The 16,376-nt window shown below is 58.9% G+C and carries 13 protein-coding genes and 1 riboswitch; of the genes, 7 read left to right on the forward strand and 6 right to left on the reverse strand.

Annotated features, from left to right (window positions below; genetic code table 11):
* Positions 1–55: 55 nt before the first annotated feature.
* The 4 genes from pcrA (at position 56) to ACFVHU_RS14405 (ending at position 5,544) form a co-directional block, all read left to right on the forward strand.
* The gene (gene pcrA / locus ACFVHU_RS14390) at positions 56–2,434 is read left to right on the forward strand and encodes a DNA helicase PcrA (RefSeq protein WP_105661600.1); all 2,379 of its coding nucleotides are present in this window, start codon (positions 56–58) and stop codon (positions 2,432–2,434) included.
* A gap of 242 nt (positions 2,435–2,676) precedes the next feature.
* On the forward strand, positions 2,677–3,849 hold the full coding sequence (gene sucC / locus ACFVHU_RS14395) for an ADP-forming succinate--CoA ligase subunit beta (protein WP_105659137.1): 1,173 nt from the start codon (positions 2,677–2,679) through the stop codon (positions 3,847–3,849).
* Positions 3,850–3,865: 16 nt separating this feature from the next.
* Positions 3,866–4,768, forward strand: a complete 903-nt coding sequence (gene sucD, locus ACFVHU_RS14400; RefSeq protein ID WP_133833227.1) for a succinate--CoA ligase subunit alpha — start codon at positions 3,866–3,868, stop codon at positions 4,766–4,768.
* 386 nt (positions 4,769–5,154) lie between these two features.
* Positions 5,155–5,544 (forward strand): hypothetical protein, encoded by a 390-nt coding sequence (locus ACFVHU_RS14405; protein ID WP_388024964.1) that lies wholly within the window; start codon positions 5,155–5,157, stop codon positions 5,542–5,544.
* Between the two features lie 78 nt (positions 5,545–5,622).
* On the opposite strand, the gene ACFVHU_RS14410 is transcribed toward ACFVHU_RS14405, so the two are convergent.
* The 3 genes from ACFVHU_RS14410 to ACFVHU_RS14420 all read right to left on the reverse strand — a co-directional run bounded on the left by ACFVHU_RS14410 (position 5,623) and on the right by ACFVHU_RS14420 (position 11,534).
* Positions 5,623–7,164 (reverse strand): MFS transporter, encoded by a 1,542-nt coding sequence (locus ACFVHU_RS14410; RefSeq protein WP_388024966.1) that lies wholly within the window; start codon positions 7,162–7,164, stop codon positions 5,623–5,625.
* A gap of 575 nt (positions 7,165–7,739) precedes the next feature.
* Complete coding sequence (locus ACFVHU_RS14415; RefSeq protein ID WP_105657313.1) at positions 7,740–7,976, reverse strand: hypothetical protein; 237 nt, start codon at positions 7,974–7,976, stop codon at positions 7,740–7,742.
* A 210-nt stretch (positions 7,977–8,186) separates the two neighbouring features.
* The gene (locus ACFVHU_RS14420; protein WP_105657314.1) at positions 8,187–11,534 is read right to left on the reverse strand and encodes a DEAD/DEAH box helicase; all 3,348 of its coding nucleotides are present in this window, start codon (positions 11,532–11,534) and stop codon (positions 8,187–8,189) included.
* An 86-nt stretch (positions 11,535–11,620) separates the two neighbouring features.
* On the opposite strand from ACFVHU_RS14420, the gene ACFVHU_RS14425 reads away from it, so the two are divergent.
* Entirely contained in the window at positions 11,621–12,811 is a 1,191-nt protein-coding gene (locus ACFVHU_RS14425) for an LOG family protein (protein ID WP_105657315.1), read from the forward strand.
* A 63-nt stretch (positions 12,812–12,874) separates the two neighbouring features.
* Here the strand turns inward: ACFVHU_RS14425 and ACFVHU_RS14430 are convergent, their stop codons facing one another.
* The 3 genes from ACFVHU_RS14430 to ACFVHU_RS14440 all read right to left on the reverse strand — a co-directional run bounded on the left by ACFVHU_RS14430 (position 12,875) and on the right by ACFVHU_RS14440 (position 15,085).
* On the reverse strand, positions 12,875–13,978 hold the full coding sequence (locus tag ACFVHU_RS14430; RefSeq protein ID WP_388024969.1) for a VIT1/CCC1 transporter family protein: 1,104 nt from the start codon (positions 13,976–13,978) through the stop codon (positions 12,875–12,877).
* 55 nt (positions 13,979–14,033) lie between these two features.
* Positions 14,034–14,300: a hypothetical protein gene (locus tag ACFVHU_RS14435; RefSeq protein ID WP_388024970.1), complete on the reverse strand. Its 267-nt coding sequence runs from the start codon at positions 14,298–14,300 to the stop codon at positions 14,034–14,036.
* Between the two features lie 16 nt (positions 14,301–14,316).
* Positions 14,317–14,430, reverse strand: a riboswitch (SAM riboswitch).
* 67 nt (positions 14,431–14,497) lie between these two features.
* The gene (locus tag ACFVHU_RS14440; protein WP_388024971.1) at positions 14,498–15,085 is read right to left on the reverse strand and encodes a DinB family protein; all 588 of its coding nucleotides are present in this window, start codon (positions 15,083–15,085) and stop codon (positions 14,498–14,500) included.
* Positions 15,086–15,221: 136 nt separating this feature from the next.
* Here ACFVHU_RS14440 and ACFVHU_RS14445 point away from each other — a divergent pair, with 136 nt between their 5' ends.
* Both ACFVHU_RS14445 and ACFVHU_RS14450 read left to right on the forward strand, forming a co-directional pair.
* A complete protein-coding gene (locus ACFVHU_RS14445; protein ID WP_105661607.1) occupies positions 15,222–15,788 on the forward strand; it encodes a helix-turn-helix domain-containing protein in 567 nt (188 codons plus the stop codon).
* Between the two features lie 137 nt (positions 15,789–15,925).
* On the forward strand, positions 15,926–16,342 hold the full coding sequence (locus ACFVHU_RS14450) for a hypothetical protein (protein WP_388024974.1): 417 nt from the start codon (positions 15,926–15,928) through the stop codon (positions 16,340–16,342).
* The last annotated feature ends 34 nt before the right edge of the window (positions 16,343–16,376 follow it).

Raw genomic sequence — 16,376 nt, forward strand, 5'->3', positions numbered from 1 at the left:
GGGCTTTCCCGCTCACACTGAAAGTGTCCGGCGCTCCACGTAGACTGGCTACATCATGGATTTCCTTTTTGACGATTTCGCCCCGGATACCGCACAGCAGGTCATGCCCACTGCTGAGGAGCTTTTGGTCGGCATGAACCCGCAGCAGGAAGAAGCAGTTCGTTATGCTGGGGGTCCGTTGCTGATCGTGGCCGGCGCTGGTTCAGGAAAGACCCGTGTGCTCACGCACCGCATTGCCTACCTCCTGGCGACCGGACGTGCTCGGCCGCACGAAATCCTGGCGATCACCTTCACCAACAAGGCCGCTGCCGAAATGCGCGAACGAGCCGCTGAGCTTATTGGCGACGAGCAAGCGAAGAAGATGTGGATCTCTACTTTCCACTCCTCATGCGTGCGTATTTTGCGTCGCGAGGCGGCCACCATTGGAATGAAATCCAACTTCTCAATCTACGACTCCACGGATTCCTTGCGCCTGATCACCTTAGTCGCCAAATCTTTGGAGATCGACCCGAAGCGTTTCACGCCCAAGGCAATTGCCCACAAGATCTCCTCGTTGAAAAATGAGCTGATAGATGATGAAGACTACGCGGCGACGATCAATACCAATGATCCGTTCTCACGAGCCGTTTCCGAGGTCTACCGCGGTTACACCCGCCGCCTGCGCGCTGCCAACGCCATGGACTTCGACGACCTGATTGGACAGGTCGTCTACATGTTCCGTGCGTTCCCGCGAGTGGCCGATAACTACCGCCGCCGGTTCCGCCATGTGCTTATTGACGAATACCAGGATACTAACCACGCCCAGTACTCGCTGGTGCGTGAACTCACCGGTGCCGAAGGTGATACCGTCCCAGGCGAACTGACCGTTGTCGGCGACTCCGACCAGTCGATTTACGCTTTCCGCGGTGCCGATATCCGCAACATCGTCGACTTCGAAAAGGACTATCCGAACGCGGCAACCATCAAGCTGGAACAGAACTATCGTTCCACCCAGACGATTCTGTCCGCGGCCAACGAGGTCATCAAGCGAAACCCCGACCGCAATGACAAGAAGCTGTGGACTGCCAGCGGCGACGGCGAGAAGATCACCGGTTATGTTGGGGAGTCAGAATCCGACGAAGCACGCTGGATTGCCGAAGAAATACTTCGCTTGAACGATGACGAGGATGTCCGCCCGGGCGACGTGGCGATCTTCTACCGCACTAACGCCCAATCGCGTGCACTGGAAGAACAGCTGATGCGCGTGGACCTGAAGTACCGCGTAGTCGGCGGCACCAGGTTCTACGACCGCAAGGAAATCAAGGACGCACTGGCCTACCTGCGCGCCTTGGTGAACCCGGATGATGACATCAACGTCCGCCGAATCCTCAACGAGCCCAAGCGCGGCATCGGCGACCGTGCCGAAGGCGCCGTGGCAGCGTTGGCTGAACGGGATCGCGTTTCCTTCATGGACGCATTGCGCCGTTCGGATGAAGCACCAGGCTTGGGAACCCGCGGAATCAAGATGACTGCTGCGTTTGTCTCCATGATGGATGACTTGAAGACCGTGGCGGAAGGCTCAGGGCCGGCAGAGGCCCTTGAAGCAGTGCTGGAGCAGACCGGATACCTGGAGACCCTTCGGCTCTCCTCGGATCCGCAGGATGAGTCGCGGGTGGAGAACCTCGCCGAATTGGTCGCCGTGGTCCGGGACTACGTGAACGAAGAACCGGAAGGCGGTCTCGAAGGGTTCCTGGAGCGCGTGGCGCTCGTAGCCGATGCCGACCAGATTCCAGAGGCTCCCAGCGATGATGAGGGAGCAGCAATGGCCGTGCAGGAAGGCGTGGTCACCTTGATGACCCTGCATACTGCCAAGGGCTTGGAATTCCCGGTGGTCTTCCTGACGGGCATGGAGCACGGTGTATTCCCGCACCAGCGTTCCATGACCGACGAAAAGGAACTGGCCGAGGAACGCCGCCTGGCCTATGTCGGACTGACCCGTGCCCGTGAACGCCTGTACCTGACCCGTGCCGAACAGCGCAGCCTCTGGGGGCAGGCCCAGTACAACCCTGCGAGCCAGTTCCTGGAAGAGGTTCCGGGCGAGCTGATCGACTGGAAGAGCGAGGGCTCTGGCGGTGGAATGGGCTTCGGTTTCGGTAACGCAGCGGTGAATTTCGCCACGAGCAGATATGAACGTGGCAGCCACTGGGGTGCAGGTTCGGCATCGGCGCAACCGGTGCGAGGGCACAACGCCGCCCCTATTTCCAAGACGCGAGTTGTGCAGAATAAGGACATTACCATCCCTGAAGTCGGGCAGAATGTTAAGCATTCCTCGTTTGGCTTGGGCACTGTTATTGCTTTAGAAGGCGCAGGCGACAAGACGGTGGCCAAGGTGCAGTTCCCGGACTCCGAGAAGAGGCTATTGCTGCGCTATGCACCGCTAGAAATCGTGGACTAGCCGACGGGCCCTCCGTGTTTCCTGCGTCACATTCGGCTGCTTTGATGCAGGACCCGCGAGTTTCTCTACGTGTTGTAAAAGTGGGAAGTTTGCGAAAGTCGGGATAGTCTGAGAGGTGCGCACGGGCTACGGCGCCTAACGACGTCCCGGTAGTTGCGGTGCGCTCTCTTTGGCATGGCATGGATTTCGGTCTGTGGCCGTGCCGCGAGTCAGCATGAACTTCGAACGAAGGACACAAACCCGTGGACCTGTATGAGTACCAGGCGCGCGATCTATTCGAGGCACACGGCGTTCCCGTGCTTGCCGGTATCGTCGCTTACACCCCGGAAGAAGCAAAAGCCGCAGCTGAGAAGATCGGCGGCGTTGTTGTAGTAAAGGCACAGGTCAAGGTTGGTGGCCGTGGCAAGGCTGGCGGCGTCAAGGTCGCTAAGACCGCCGACGAAGCTTTCGAGCACGCTTCCAACATCCTCGGTATGGACATCAAGGGCCACACCGTAAACAAGGTCATGATCGCTCAGGGCGCCGACATTGCTGAGGAATTCTACTTCTCCGTACTGCTGGACCGTGCAAACCGCAACTACCTGGCCATGTGCTCGGTAGAAGGTGGCATGGAGATCGAGGTGCTCGCAGTTGAGCGCCCGGATGCTCTGGCGAAGGTTGCCGTTGACCCAATCGTCGGCATTGATGCCGCGAAGGCCGCTGAAATCGTTGAGGCAGCTAACTTCCCTGAAGAGCTGCGCGCAAAGGTTGCAGACACCATCCAGAAGCTCTGGGTTGTATTCAAGGAAGAAGACGCCACCCTAGTAGAGGTAAACCCACTGGTGAAGACCGGTGCCGGTGACATCGTTGCACTGGATGGCAAGGTTTCCCTGGACGACAACGCATCTGAGGTTCGCCACCCGGCTCACGAAGAGCTCGAGGACAAGGGCGCAGCCGATCCGCTGGAAGCCAAGGCAAAGGCCGCTGGCCTGAACTACGTCAAGCTGGACGGCGAAGTAGGCATCATCGGCAACGGTGCTGGCCTGGTCATGTCGACCCTGGACGTTGTTGCCTACGCTGGCGAGAACCACGGTTCGGTCAAGCCTGCTAACTTCCTTGACATTGGCGGTGGCGCATCGGCTGAGGTCATGGCTAACGGCCTTGACGTCATCCTGAATGACCCACAGGTCAAGTCGGTCTTCGTCAACGTCTTCGGTGGCATCACCGCATGTGACGCTGTCGCAAACGGCATCGTTGGCGCGCTGAACACCCTGGGTGATGCAGCGAACAAGCCACTGGTTGTCCGCCTGGACGGCAACAACGTTGAAGAGGGTCGCGCCATCTTGGCCGAGGCCAACCACCCGTTGGTCACCCTGGCAGCAACCATGGATGAGGGCGCCGACAAGGCTGCCGAGCTCGCCAACGCAGCGAAGTAAGAGGGATAAGCGAACAATGAGCATTTACCTGAACAAGGACTCCAAGGTCATCGTCCAGGGCATCACCGGCGGCGAAGGCACCAAGCACACCGCCCTGATGCTCAAGGCTGGCACCAACATTGTTGGCGGCGTTAACGCCCGCAAGGCCGGCACCACCGTGACCCACGGTGACAAGGACATCAAGGTTTTCGGCACCGTGGCTGAGGCCAAGGCCGAGACCGGCGCAGACGTATCGATCGTCTTCGTCCCACCTAAGTTCACCAAGGACGCAGTCGTTGAGGCTATCGAGGCCGAAGTTGGCCTCGTTGTAGTCATCACCGAAGGTGTTCCAGTACAGGACTCCGCTGAGTTCTGGGCTCTGGCACAGTCGAAGGTTGACGCCGACGGCAACCAGATCACCCGCATCATCGGCCCTAACTGCCCAGGCATCATCACCCCAGGTGAAGCACTGGTTGGCATCACCCCGAATAACATCACCGGCAAGGGCCCAATCGGCTTGGTTTCCAAGTCAGGTACCCTGACCTACCAGATGATGTACGAACTGCGCGACTTGGGCTTCTCGACCGCAATCGGCATCGGCGGCGACCCAGTCATCGGCACCACCCACATCGATGCCCTGGCTGCTTTCGAAGCTGATCCAGAAACCAAAGCCATCGTCATGATCGGTGAAATCGGTGGCGACGCTGAAGAGCGCGCTGCTGATTACATCAAGGCCAACGTCACCAAGCCAGTTGTTGGCTACGTGGCTGGCTTCACCGCTCCTGAGGGCAAGACCATGGGCCACGCAGGCGCCATCGTTTCCGGTTCGGCTGGCACCGCCCAGGCGAAGAAGGAAGCACTGGAAGCTGCAGGCGTCAAGGTCGGCAAGACTCCTTCGGAGACTGCTGTGCTGCTGCGCGAAGTTTACGCAGCTCTCTAAGCTGACGCTGAACCAGGGCTGACGCCCTGGAGCATACGCCGGAAACGAACGGTCGCCGCTTCTCCTGAATCTTCAGGAGAAGCGGCGACCGTTTCGCATTTAATTGAAATCTTCTAGTCAAATCGCTGATGCACTCATAAGCTGATTAGAATATATGGTTCCAGGGTCTTGAAAAAGGATTGCCGATGATGCGGAGAAGCTACTGGGCAACACTAGCGTGCTTATCCCTGGCATCATGCACGAGCCCGGAGGCCGGCGAAAGTGCGGGGCCGTTGCCTTTGAGCCCCGAAAAGGCAAGTTCCTGCGATCGACCGTACATTGCCAGTGGCGGTCAGTTGCGTGGTGCACCGCAGCTGATCCGGGTCGACCGGTTCCATGATCAGCAGATGCGCCAAACTCTGATCGACGCACCCGTCGGCTCGACTATCAGCTTCAGCCCTCGTCCCAAGTGGGACAACGTCAATGAAGTGCTCATGGCAGCCAGCGCCGTCTCCGAAACCACTGTCGCCGAAGAGTCCTACGATGCCAGTGACGGGCTGGAATCGTTGATCAGAAGCTCCGACCAGTCTGCGGGGCTTCTAGGCTACTGGGCAGCGCGTCCCGTGACCCACACGTATAGCGTTCAATGCCTCAACGAGCAGCAGAGCCGCTACACGCTGGTCTACGAGACCTGGTCCGACTCCGAATTCGGAATCCTTGACTGCAAGCTGAGGCTGGATGCGATGGCTCAATGGGCTGCGCAAGCAGCCTATGAATCCTACTGCCAATCCTCCTAGCCGTTGAGCCGGATACAACAATGGCGGGGCTGGTTCCGCTTGGAACCGGCTCCGCCATCGCTTAACCCTATTGCGAGGCTATCTAGCTTGGGACTGCTCCGCCTCGGCGTCTGCAATCTCCTGCTGGTAGTTCATTTCCAATTCAGGAACCTGCTCGAAGAGCGCTTCGACATCGAGGTCAGGGTTCTCGTCCTGGGTTTCAACTAGCTCAATGGCTTCCGCTTCCGACGCGACCGAAGGCAGCGAGCCGGGCAATGGCTTGCGAGCGGATTCGCGCAGGTAGCAGACCGCAATGAAACCCGCGACCGAGGTGCCCATAACCCAGAAAGCCGGAGCCAGGGAGGATTTGGTCAGGGTCACCAACGCCTGCATGATGAACGGCGCGAAGCCACCAAAGATGGCTACGGCGAAGTTGTACGAGATGCCCATGCCACCGTAACGCGAGGCGGTTGGGAACAGCGCTGGCAACGACGAAGCCAGATTGGCAACGTAGAAGACTACCGGGACTGCCAGTAGCGCAAGGCCAAGCAGGGTGGACCAGATCTGGCCATGCATCATGAACAGGAAGGCAGGGATAGCCAGGACGATGGCCGAAACCGAACCAATGAACAGGACCTTGCGACGGCCCACGCTATCGGAAAGCTTGCCCGCCAAGGGGATGCACAAGGACATGCCCACCAGGATCGGCAGGGTCAGCAGATTGCCGTGCACCGGATCGTATTCCAGCGTCTCGGTGAGGTAGGTAGGCATGTAGCTGGTCAGTGCGTAACCGGCGGTGTTGGCCGCCGATACCAGTACGAAGCCGGTGAGCAATTCGCGCCAGTAGGTCTTCACCAGGTCGATGACGCCCTTCGGGGCATCAGCAGCGCTCCGTGCGTCCTCGCTAGCGCGGTTAGCGGCTTCCTGGGCTTCCTTGAAGGCTGGAGTGTCTTCGATCTTGGCGCGGAACCACAGTGCGATAACACCCAGTGGAAGGGCCACCAGGAATGGAATGCGCCATGCGAAGCCTTCCATGACGTCGTCGCTCAGGGTCAGCTGGAGGATGGAGACGAAGGCGGCACCCAGGGCGAAGCCCATGTAGGAACCTAGATCCAGCAGCGAGGCGAAGAATCCACGCCGCTTGTCCGGGGCGTATTCGGTAATGAACGTAGTAGCACCGGCGTACTCGCCGCCAGTGGAGAAGCCCTGGGCAAGCTTCAACACGACCAGGAGAATTGGTGCTGCTACACCCCATACCGAGTAATCCGGGAGGATTCCGATGCCAAACGTGGCCGCTGCCATCATGAGCAGGGTGAAGACCAGAATCTTCTGGCGTCCTACTCGGTCACCCAGCTGGCCCAAGATCACGCCACCAAGCGGGCGCGCGACGAAGGTGACAGCGAATACGCCTAGGCTGAACAGGGTTTGGATTGCAGGCTCGACGGTGTCGGGCATGAAGAGCTTGCCGATAATTACTGCAAGATAGCCGTAGACACCTACGTCGTACCATTCCATCAAATTGCCAACGACGGTACCGCCGATGGCTTTCTTGAGCATCGAATTATCGACGACGTTGACGTCTTCTACCTTCAGGCGGCGTTTCCTCAGGAATCGCTGCTTCCGTGTGTTTTTTGCTTCCATAGTTTCACTCCTCATATCTTTCTTGATCTTGTCCCGGTGCCGGCGACCATATTCATCCACAAGAATGAGGAGCGAAATAGCTGCTCCTTGAGCTGGTTGCGGTCGCCGTGTGACTCGTCGAAATCGATAGATTTCTACTCAAAAATCCGGCGAAAAACCGGCATTGAGCGATGAAACGCTTAAGCGGACAATCATTAAGTTTACCAAAAATTGGATTAATTCCCTGATCGAGGGGCTCTCCAGGGGCGTATGCGTGCCCATGGGAGCAGTCGAATCCTGCGTGGACCTACCGCCGAATACCCACGGAAGCATGGGGCAAACGAGCCATTGGCCAAGTTGTGGATCGAGGTGCGCGAAAAGCCGAAATTGTGTCGAAGGACTCGGAGCGTCAGGGGTTGGAAAACAGCGAAACAACGCGAAAACGGTGCCCTTGAAGGTCCTGAATCCGGTGGCAAATGGGGGCTTCCGACGGTAAAAAACGCACGCTGTTCAGCAGCGGTTGGCGCTCAGTCCACAGGGCATAAAAATGCCCCAAGATTGCTGGTGGGCAGCTTGGGGCATGTAGTCGAAGCAGGCTAGCCGCGGAGGCCGGCAGCAGCTTCAGTATCAACTCTCAGGAATGAAGAGCCGATGGCAGCGAACGCGCCCGGAATCAGGAGCATTCGGTGCTTCGGGTTATAGAAAATCTCTTCGAGCGGAGACGCCAGAACTCTGCGAATCTTTTCCAGGAGCCGGTCGTTTTCCAGGGACAGGCGTTCCTGTTCGGTTTCAATCACCACACGATCGTTGTTGATACTCACCGATGCACTCATCCAGTCATCATCGGGGGTACTGAGAGTCTCCGATTTAATCAGGGACACGGTTATTACCGCCTTTGTCGTTCGTATCGCCCGGACGAGGATCCGTCTGGGCGCTTGTCCGATGAACGCACTATGTGTGGCGTAGCGCACATCATCGGTCACTTCGAATATACAGGGTTTTACTGAGCGCCGCCTGCTAATACGGCGGATTTAATCAACCTGTTACTCAAGCAGTCCTCGGATATCTTGGGCGGTCAAGGCCTTGGAGAATCCATCGGCTTCATCCATTACCGTCGAGATCAGCTTGCGTTTGCTTTCCTGCAGCGCCACAACCTTCTCTTCGATGGTGCCCTGCGAAATCATTCGGTACACCATCACCTGTCGCGTCTGGCCGATGCGGTGCGTACGGTCGATAGCCTGGGCTTCCACGGCTGGGTTCCACCATGGATCCAGCAAGAAGCAGTAGTCCGCTTCGGTCAGGTTCAAGCCGAATCCGCCGGCCTTCAAGGAGATCAAGAACAGCGGCGCTTCGCCTTCCTTGAACTGCTCGATGACCTTGGCGCGGTTGCGGGTATTGCCGTCCAGGTAAACGAACTTCACGCCACGCTCGGTCAGCTTGTCGGCCAGCACCTTCAAATACGAGGTGAACTGGCTGAAGATCAGCGCACGGTGGCCTTCGCCCACCACATCATCGAGCTGGTCGAAGAGTGCTTCCAGCTTTGAACCGGGTACGTCCGACAGCGCTGGATCCACTAATGAAGGCTCCAGGGCCAGCATGCGCAGATGGGTCAGCGACTGGAAAATGGTGAAGCGGTTGCGATCCAGATCTTCAACCAGGTGCAAGATTTTCTGGCGTTCGCGGTTCAGATGGGTGTCGTAGACATGCTGGTGCTCTTCGGAAAGGCGCACCAGAAGCTGTTGCTCCTGCTTGGCCGGAAGATCCAGCACCACGGATTCCTTGGTGCGGCGCAGCATGAATGGCTTGATGCGACGCTGCAGCAATGCAAGGGTGTCCTTGTCGCCCAGCACTTCGATAGGGCGGGCGAATTGGCGATTAAAGCGTGTTGTGTTCAGGAACAATGCCGGAGCAACCAGCGACAGCAAAGCACCGAGCTCGGAAAGGTTGTTTTCCATCGGGGTACCAGTGACAGCCAATTTGAAATTGGTCTGCAGGTTCACCGCGGTGCGGTGGGCCTTGGTGGATTTGTTCTTCACGAACTGCGCCTCATCGAGGATCAAGCCGGCAAAGCGCTGCGCCTCGTAAATCTCGTCGTTCAGACGCAACAGGGTATAGGTCGTGAGAATGACATCGTAATTCTCGGCCAGTTCCCTCAGCTGCCGTGGCGAAGGCAAGGTGCCCTCGACGCTGACTACCCGCAAGGATGGGGCGAACTTGTTGATTTCCATTTCCCAGTTGGAAACCACCGAGCTCGGGGCGACGACCAAGAACGGCAGACGGGTGCGCTGGGTTGCGGGCAGCTGAGCACATGCCTGCGGATCGGCCCAGAGCTTGTGGGCATGGAGAATCAGGGCAATCGTTTGCAAGGTCTTGCCCAAGCCCATGTCATCGGCGAGGATTCCGCCGAATCCGCCTTCGTACAGGCGAGAGAGCCAGTGGAACCCTTCAACCTGGTAAGGGCGCAATTGGGCGTTCAGCGTGTTCGGCACCTGCGCGTGGTGGGCTTCAGCGACCTTGAGCAGTGAACGCATGCGTGCGATAAACAAGTCCGCGCCGTCAATGCCTTCAGCCATCTCATCAAGTTCTTCGAACAATGAGATTTGGAAGACCGTAAGCTTCAGGTCTCCCTCCTTCGGCTTGTCATTCATTGCCTGCGCCTCGTCAACGAGCGCCTTGAGCTTGGCGAACATGGGGTGGTTCAACGAGAACCAAGTGTTATCCGGCAGGCGCAGCTTCATCTGGCCATTGCTCATGGCCTCGACGATCTGCGAGAAAGGAACCTCGTGGTTGCCCACGGTGATCAGCAAGCCAAGGTCCAGCCAGTCGGTCCGTTCATGATTCACGGCATTGATCTTCAGCTGAGGAAGTTCACGCAGCTGACGGAATTTCGGCCGGGTACCCTTCTCAACCAGCTTGACTTCAGGAATGCGTTCCAGCGCGGGGAGGATCTCGGTGACGAAATCGATGGTGTCATCGCGGGCGTAGAACTTCGGCGACAAGTTGGGATTGCCGCTTTCTTCATGGACCAGGAAAACTTCATGCACTGCGGCCTGAAGCAGTTCCTCGGCCTCAAGGTCATACACTTCCTGGTCGCCAGGGATCCCCGGGTAGAGGATCTGGAAGTCCAGCGCGGCGGTGTCGTTCGGTTCGTTATTCTCGTTGAATTCGCGCTTGTAGACCACGGTCGCCTGCACATAGGGCGGTTTCAAAGCAGGCAATTCCAGCTCGTCGCTAACGCTACGCAGCTCGAAACGGCGGGCCAAACGCGGGTAGGAGGATTCAAAGAAATCGTTGATCTCCGGCCTAGGCACGGTGACCGGACGGCGGTCAACATACCAGCGGCGGTGCGCGTCAGGAATCGGCTCAACACTTGGCGCGAGCCAAATCTCATCAGGCTGAGCCAACTGGGCATAGAAACCATGCTCGGCGATGACACCGCTTGGTGCCTCCGGATCGAGAATGAGATCCTGGTTTGCAATGTGCAGGACACCGTCCAATTGCAGCCGTTGCTCATCCAGGGAGGCCTGCATGCTGAAGCTGGCTGGAGCAACGATGCGCACGCGCTGCTCGGATCGGGTCGTGATCAGCGGAATTCCCAGCTCATCAGCTTGGTCAAGCAGTGGCCAGAGCAGCTCGGAAGCGTACTCGTCCAGGAACAGCCAGTCTTCATCCACCTTGAACTGCAGCTGACTGTCGCTGCGCGCCATGGAGGCAAAGCGGGTAAACCAGTGGTGCTGCGCCCGCAGCAGGTTCCAGCCGTAGGTCTTGAAGCCCAGGGTGGTCCAGCGAAGCTGGCCACGAACCCAACGGCCTTCGGTGTTGCGAACCATTGGGCGCACTCCCAAGCGGAAGCGCTTATTGCGGGTCGGGTGCGGGATGGTTCCGGTCGGCATCCATTGTTGCTGCTGGGTGGCGTCCTTCGAATCGAAGAGCAGGAACTGAAGCGCCATCGGCACTACCGGATCGTGCTGCGAACCAAGCAGGCCATCGGCCGGGCCCGGCTCGGACTCTTCAAACCATGAATCGATTTGCTGCGACCAAACTGTGTTCGGCTTCTCTTCCCGGGCAGGCACGGGGCGTGGCTGGGAAGCGATCTTGTTGGAGACAATAGCCAGTGCCGCGATGTGCGAGCAGATGCCCGGTGCGTCGCAGGTGCACTCGCACGATTCGATCTTCCACTCTCCACCGTCCATGAGGACCTGGATCATCGGAGAATATTCTTCGCCAGAATCGGTGACGGTGCCTTCGATCTGGTGGGTGCTTTCGTCGAATTCCACGTCAACCACGGAATTTGCTTCTGCAGCCAGGTTCTTTCCATAGAAGAAAGGAACGTTGCCCAGAAAAGCCAATAAGTGGCGGGCATCAATGGTTGGTGGAACAGATTCAATCATCCTCTCATCGTTTCACGTTCCGGGCCTTCGCGAAAGTTGAAGGGCCTTTCTGTGAATAATCACTATCTATGACGTAGCGTTGACGCATGTCCCAAGTGTGGCCCTACCTTCCAGCACGCGCAGTGAACATAACGACGCTCGTTGAATTCGACCGTCTCGCAGCCGAAGCGCTGGCTTCCCACCGCGCACGCGGAAAAGGCTGGCGAGTGCACCGTGTTGATCTGCGCGAACGGGATACCGTGCTGGAATCCTTGGATCTTTCCGAAGCGCTATTCATCGATTGCCAGTATTCCGCGCAAGGAGCGCAGATCGTGCAAGCCACTGGCGGGCTGTGCATGAGCTCGGGGGAGGAGCTTCCCTTCGAGACGGTGGCTCGCGGCTTGTATTCGCCGCATGAGTTGTACTCGGGGATCCGGACGCAGACCTACGAGCATGTGCCTGATGCGAAGATCTACGCGTACTCCCAGCAGCATGCAGCGGTGAATTCCGATAGCGATAGCAATGCGCTGGCAAGAACCCTGCATGATCACCACATTGGCCAGGCGCTGGTCTCGGCGGTGTACGAGGGCACGTTCAAGGAAACCCCGATTATCGGGGTGATGGGCGGGCATGCGATGAGCCGGGGCACTGCGCAGTATGCGCAAGCTTTGGAGCTTGGGCGCATGATTACCCGGGCCGGCTACGCGGTCGCCACCGGTGGAGGCCCCGGCGCAATGGAAGCCGCCAATGCCGGTGCGTGGCTGGCCGATTACGGACCAGAAGATGTCGCTACGGCATTGCAGATGCTGGCCGAAGCGCCAGATGCGATCCATCAGCGCACCGGCTGGGCGAGAACTGCGCTGATGGTCAAGGAGCGTTTCCCGAGCCAGCGGCAGTCCCTGGGCGTGCCAACCTGGTTCTACGGCCATGAGCCGCCGAATCTGTTTGCCACCCAGATTGCCAAGTTCTTCACCAATTCCATTCGTGAAGCGATTCTGCTGGAGCAGTCCAACGGCGGGCTGGTAGTTCTGCCCGGGGCCGCCGGCACGGTGCAGGAAATCTTCCAGGATGCCTGCGAAAACTACTACGCTACCGGTGCTCGCGTGGTGCCGATGGTGCTGATCGGCAAGGACTATTGGACGAGGGATCTGCCTGCTTGGCCGCTGCTTCAGGCCCTGGCCAAGGACCGTGTCATGGAACAGAAGATTGCTCTGGTGGAAACCGCCGAAGAAGCGATGGAGTTCATCCAGAGCATGCAAACCCTGCGCCGGCGTACCCGGCGGCCGGAGAACAGCTAGAGCACGGCATGGAAAATGCCGGTACAGCCAAAGCTGTACCGGCATTCGATTCGCAGCAGGCTGCTATCCGATGCTGACGTCGAAGATCAGGCCCAAGCAGTAGGTGATGGCCGCTGCGCCCCAGCCGATGGCTAGCTGGCGCAGGCCGCGCTTGAGCGGGGAGGCCCCGGAAAGCAGTCCCACGATCCCTCCGGTGATCATCAGGGCCACGCCCACCAGGACTACCGAGACGATGATCGCGGTCATGCCGGACAGGCCAAGGATATACGGCAGGATCGGCACCACAGCACCGGAAGCAAAGAGGAAGAACGAGGTGGCCGCCGCACCGGTGGCCGAACCCAGCTCCTGGTGCTCCTTCTCAAGTTCTTCGCCGCGACCCTCTGGGTTCAGCGAGAAGTCGGGGTTGCAATCGCAGGTGAACAGGCCCATGCGTTCGGCGGCCCGGTGCTCGGCATCTTCATCGCTCATGCCGCGGGCCTTATAGATTAGCAGCAGCTCGTTGGCGTCCAGATCAAGGTTCGGGGCCGCTGTCAGCGTGACCTGGGTTGGGCGTGAAGCTGTCAGCAGCTCGCGCTGGGAACGCACCGAAACGTATTCGCCAGCTGCCATGGACAGTGCACCGGCCAGCAAGCCGGCAATGCCGGAGAACAGCACGAAGGTCGCTGAAACACCGGTCGCACCGATGCCCATGATCAAAGCGAGATTGGAAACCAGCCCGTCGTTGGCGCCGAAGACCGCAGCACGGAAGTTGCCCGAAAGGCGCGCACGGCCTGCTGTAGCAAGCGCGCGAACGACTTCTTCGTGGACCTGTTCGTCGGCCGCCATCTGCGCGGTGGCGTCCTTGTCATCGCGGTAGGGCGAACTGCTCTCGGAGCGCTGGGCCATGGCCAGGACGAAGACCGAACCGAAATGCAATGCCAGGAAACGCAGCATGGTGCGGCGCAGCGACGGGCGGACTTCCTTGACATGTTCGCCGAGCAGGACGCGCCAGTGGGATTCGTGGCGTGCTTCCGCCTCTGCCAGGCCCAGCAGGATTTGCCGTTCCTGCCCGGTTTTCTTTTCCGCGAGGGCCCGGTAGATGGAGCCTTCTGCGACTTCATCAGCGAGATACTTGCGCCATCGCTGGATCTGCGCTTTGGTAGGTTCGGTTGCTGAGTGCTGTGGCATCGCGAAGATGACTCTCCTGGAACATGGAGTTTCCCAATGAAACCCGTGGATCGGATCAACTACCCAGTTTAGTCAGGGCTCCTGCACTTGGGAATTTGGCAAGACTAAAAGCAAATCGCTTGCCCGCAGGATCTCCGGCGACTGGCACCACCAGCAGCAATTCAGATGTGGCCGGATCGAAGGTCGGCCTGCGGGCGCAACGGGCAATGAGCTGTTCGAGCCTGAGCGGATCTGCAACGTAGCGGGTGCGCCAGCGGCCTTCGGCCTTGAACTGCACTTGGCCGGTCTGGCGGTCGATGACGGGCAGAATCGGATATGCCATGGGACGTCAACTCTCTTGCGAGCTCTTGCCCGTGCACCTGTTGATGCGCGGACCGCTTCCTCATCCGAACCACCCATGAACTTGGGGTTGGTGCGCGGCCAGTCGGAGCTTGGCGCCGCGTCTCGTGAAGCAACATTTCCGATGGTACCGCCGGCGGCAGGGCCCGGTGAAGTCAGAATGCGTAATATGACTGCGGGTCAGCTGCCCGGGGCAAAGGCATCGGCCAGTTGCTGCAGCTTCTCGCGTTGTTCCGCCCATTGCCCAGCGGTGTAATCGGGCAGCAAATCCAGTTGCGCGGTCCAGCCAGCACGGCCATCGAGCTGCTCGCGAATAATGTCCAAATGCCCTGCATGGCGGGAGGTCTCGGCGAGCGCATGGATGAGCAGGTGATCCAAGGTGGTATTCCCGGCTGGCCCCCACCACGGTACCTCTACGGGGCTGTCCAGGGGCAGGGTGCTGATGGCCTCATCGGCGAAGGCGATGGCTTTCCGATAGAGGCCGATCAGCTGTTGCGCGCGCATGTCTGCTGGCGGAAGGAAATCCGCGTCGGGATCATGCGGAGCTATGAACTCGCGAACGTAGCGGTCATTGGCCTTGCGCTTGAGGCAGGTGCCGAAATATTCGTATTCATTGATCGCCAAATGGTGCAGTACACCCAGAATATGGGTGCCCGTAGGGGTGAGCGGGGTGCGGGCCAGGTGCTCGGCGAGGCCTTCTGCCTTGAAGATCGCATTCTCGCGTGCGTCGTTCAGGTACCCGCAGAGCTTGTCCTTGGTGCTGTCCATGGACAGAGTCTAGTGACCGTGGTGGGTCCGCGGTAGGGGCGCCGTGTGTTTACCATTGGTAAACTTGCCCCGCAGGCCTTGAAGCCAAAGTGGTTGCGGTTGTAGTTGCTGCAAAAAACGTCGATGGAGCCAAACGATGAAAACCTTGCCAGTTGAACCAACCGGTGCTGCGATCAACATCGGTGCGAGGCTGCGCGGGGTGCGCCAGACCCAGCGCATGACCATTGACCAGGTCGCCGAGCTATCCGGACTGACCAAAGGTTTCCTCTCACGTGTCGAGCGCGACCTGACCAGCCCTTCGGTTTCGACCCTTTTGCGGTTGTGCGAAGTGCTGGGCATGGAAGTAGGTACCCTCTTCGAGGTTCCAGAAACGAAACTGGTCCGCCTGGAGCAGGCTCCCCGTGTTTCCCTGGGCGGCGACGGCATCACGGAGCAGCTGGTTACGCCACGCAGCGAGAAGCGGGTGCAGATGATTCGCGCTGAGATTGCGCCCAAGGGCACCGGTGAAGCAGAACTGTATTCGGTGGATTGCGAGCTGGAAGTGCTGCACGTGATCGCGGGAAAATTCATCCTGGTATTGCCAGATCAGCGCGTAGAACTCGAAGCAGGCGATACGATAACCTTCCCCGGGCGTGAACCGCATAGCTGGGAAAACGATTCTGATGAGGTAGCTGTGGTTACCTGGACGCTGATCCTCTCATGACGCCAAGCCCATGCGCCTGCTGCCAGGGCACGGCATGAGCGGTGCGGCTGCGCGTTCGTCTGCGGGGAGATGAACCGCGTATTCTAGGAACGATGCGTTGTTTCGGGGCGCTCGGAACGATGAGTGATGGGAGAGGCGTGAGGACAGGCGAACCAACCGCTGCGCAAGATCAACTGCGCAGTATCAGCTGGTGGGCTTCGATACTTTTCGGCGTTCTTATTGGCACCACCTTGACCTGGATCCGCACCCAACGCAATTTCTTCTTCATTGGCGCAGCGATTCTGGCCGTCGTCATTGTCACCATTGGCGTGCGAACGATTCGCCGACGTGCACGCTTCCCGCTGATGGCGCAGGCGCGCACCTCGTGGGCGTATGTGCTGTGGACAGGTGTCCTGCTGGTCCTGGCCGGACCGATCCAGCTGGTGTACGTAGCTGATGACCTTTCCGAACTGACTATCAAATCGCTGGTCATGTCCGCAGGCTTCTGCCTGGGCATTCACGAGGTCGACCGCGCGCTGGTGAAAGCCAGCAAGAAGCGCTCCGGCGAGGCCTAGCCTCCTGATTTGGGCAAAATAGCCTGAAATGTAG

It is taken from the genome of Glutamicibacter sp. NPDC127525 (genome assembly GCF_042672105.1).
GTDB lineage: Bacteria > Actinomycetota > Actinomycetes > Actinomycetales > Micrococcaceae > Glutamicibacter.

Bases quoted from the DNA above. Each gene is read 5' to 3' on its own strand.
- ACFVHU_RS14410 (WP_388024966.1), bottom strand. From the start codon at position 7,164: ATGGAAGCAAAAAACACACGGAAGCAGCGATTCCTGAGGAAACGCCGC.
- ACFVHU_RS14440 (WP_388024971.1), bottom strand. From the start codon at position 15,085: ATGGACAGCACCAAGGACAAGCTCTGCGGGTACCTGAACGACGCACGC.
- ACFVHU_RS14445 (WP_105661607.1), top strand. From the start codon at position 15,222: ATGAAAACCTTGCCAGTTGAACCAACCGGTGCTGCGATCAACATCGGT.
- ACFVHU_RS14425 (WP_105657315.1), top strand. From the start codon at position 11,621: ATGTCCCAAGTGTGGCCCTACCTTCCAGCACGCGCAGTGAACATAACG.
- ACFVHU_RS14435 (WP_388024970.1), bottom strand. From the start codon at position 14,300: ATGGCATATCCGATTCTGCCCGTCATCGACCGCCAGACCGGCCAAGTG.
- ACFVHU_RS14405 (WP_388024964.1), top strand. From the start codon at position 5,155: ATGCGCCAAACTCTGATCGACGCACCCGTCGGCTCGACTATCAGCTTC.
- pcrA (WP_105661600.1), top strand. From the start codon at position 56: ATGGATTTCCTTTTTGACGATTTCGCCCCGGATACCGCACAGCAGGTC.
- ACFVHU_RS14415 (WP_105657313.1), bottom strand. From the start codon at position 7,976: ATGAGTGCATCGGTGAGTATCAACAACGATCGTGTGGTGATTGAAACC.
- sucD (WP_133833227.1), top strand. From the start codon at position 3,866: ATGAGCATTTACCTGAACAAGGACTCCAAGGTCATCGTCCAGGGCATC.
- ACFVHU_RS14420 (WP_105657314.1), bottom strand. From the start codon at position 11,534: ATGATTGAATCTGTTCCACCAACCATTGATGCCCGCCACTTATTGGCT.
- ACFVHU_RS14430 (WP_388024969.1), bottom strand. From the start codon at position 13,978: ATGCCACAGCACTCAGCAACCGAACCTACCAAAGCGCAGATCCAGCGA.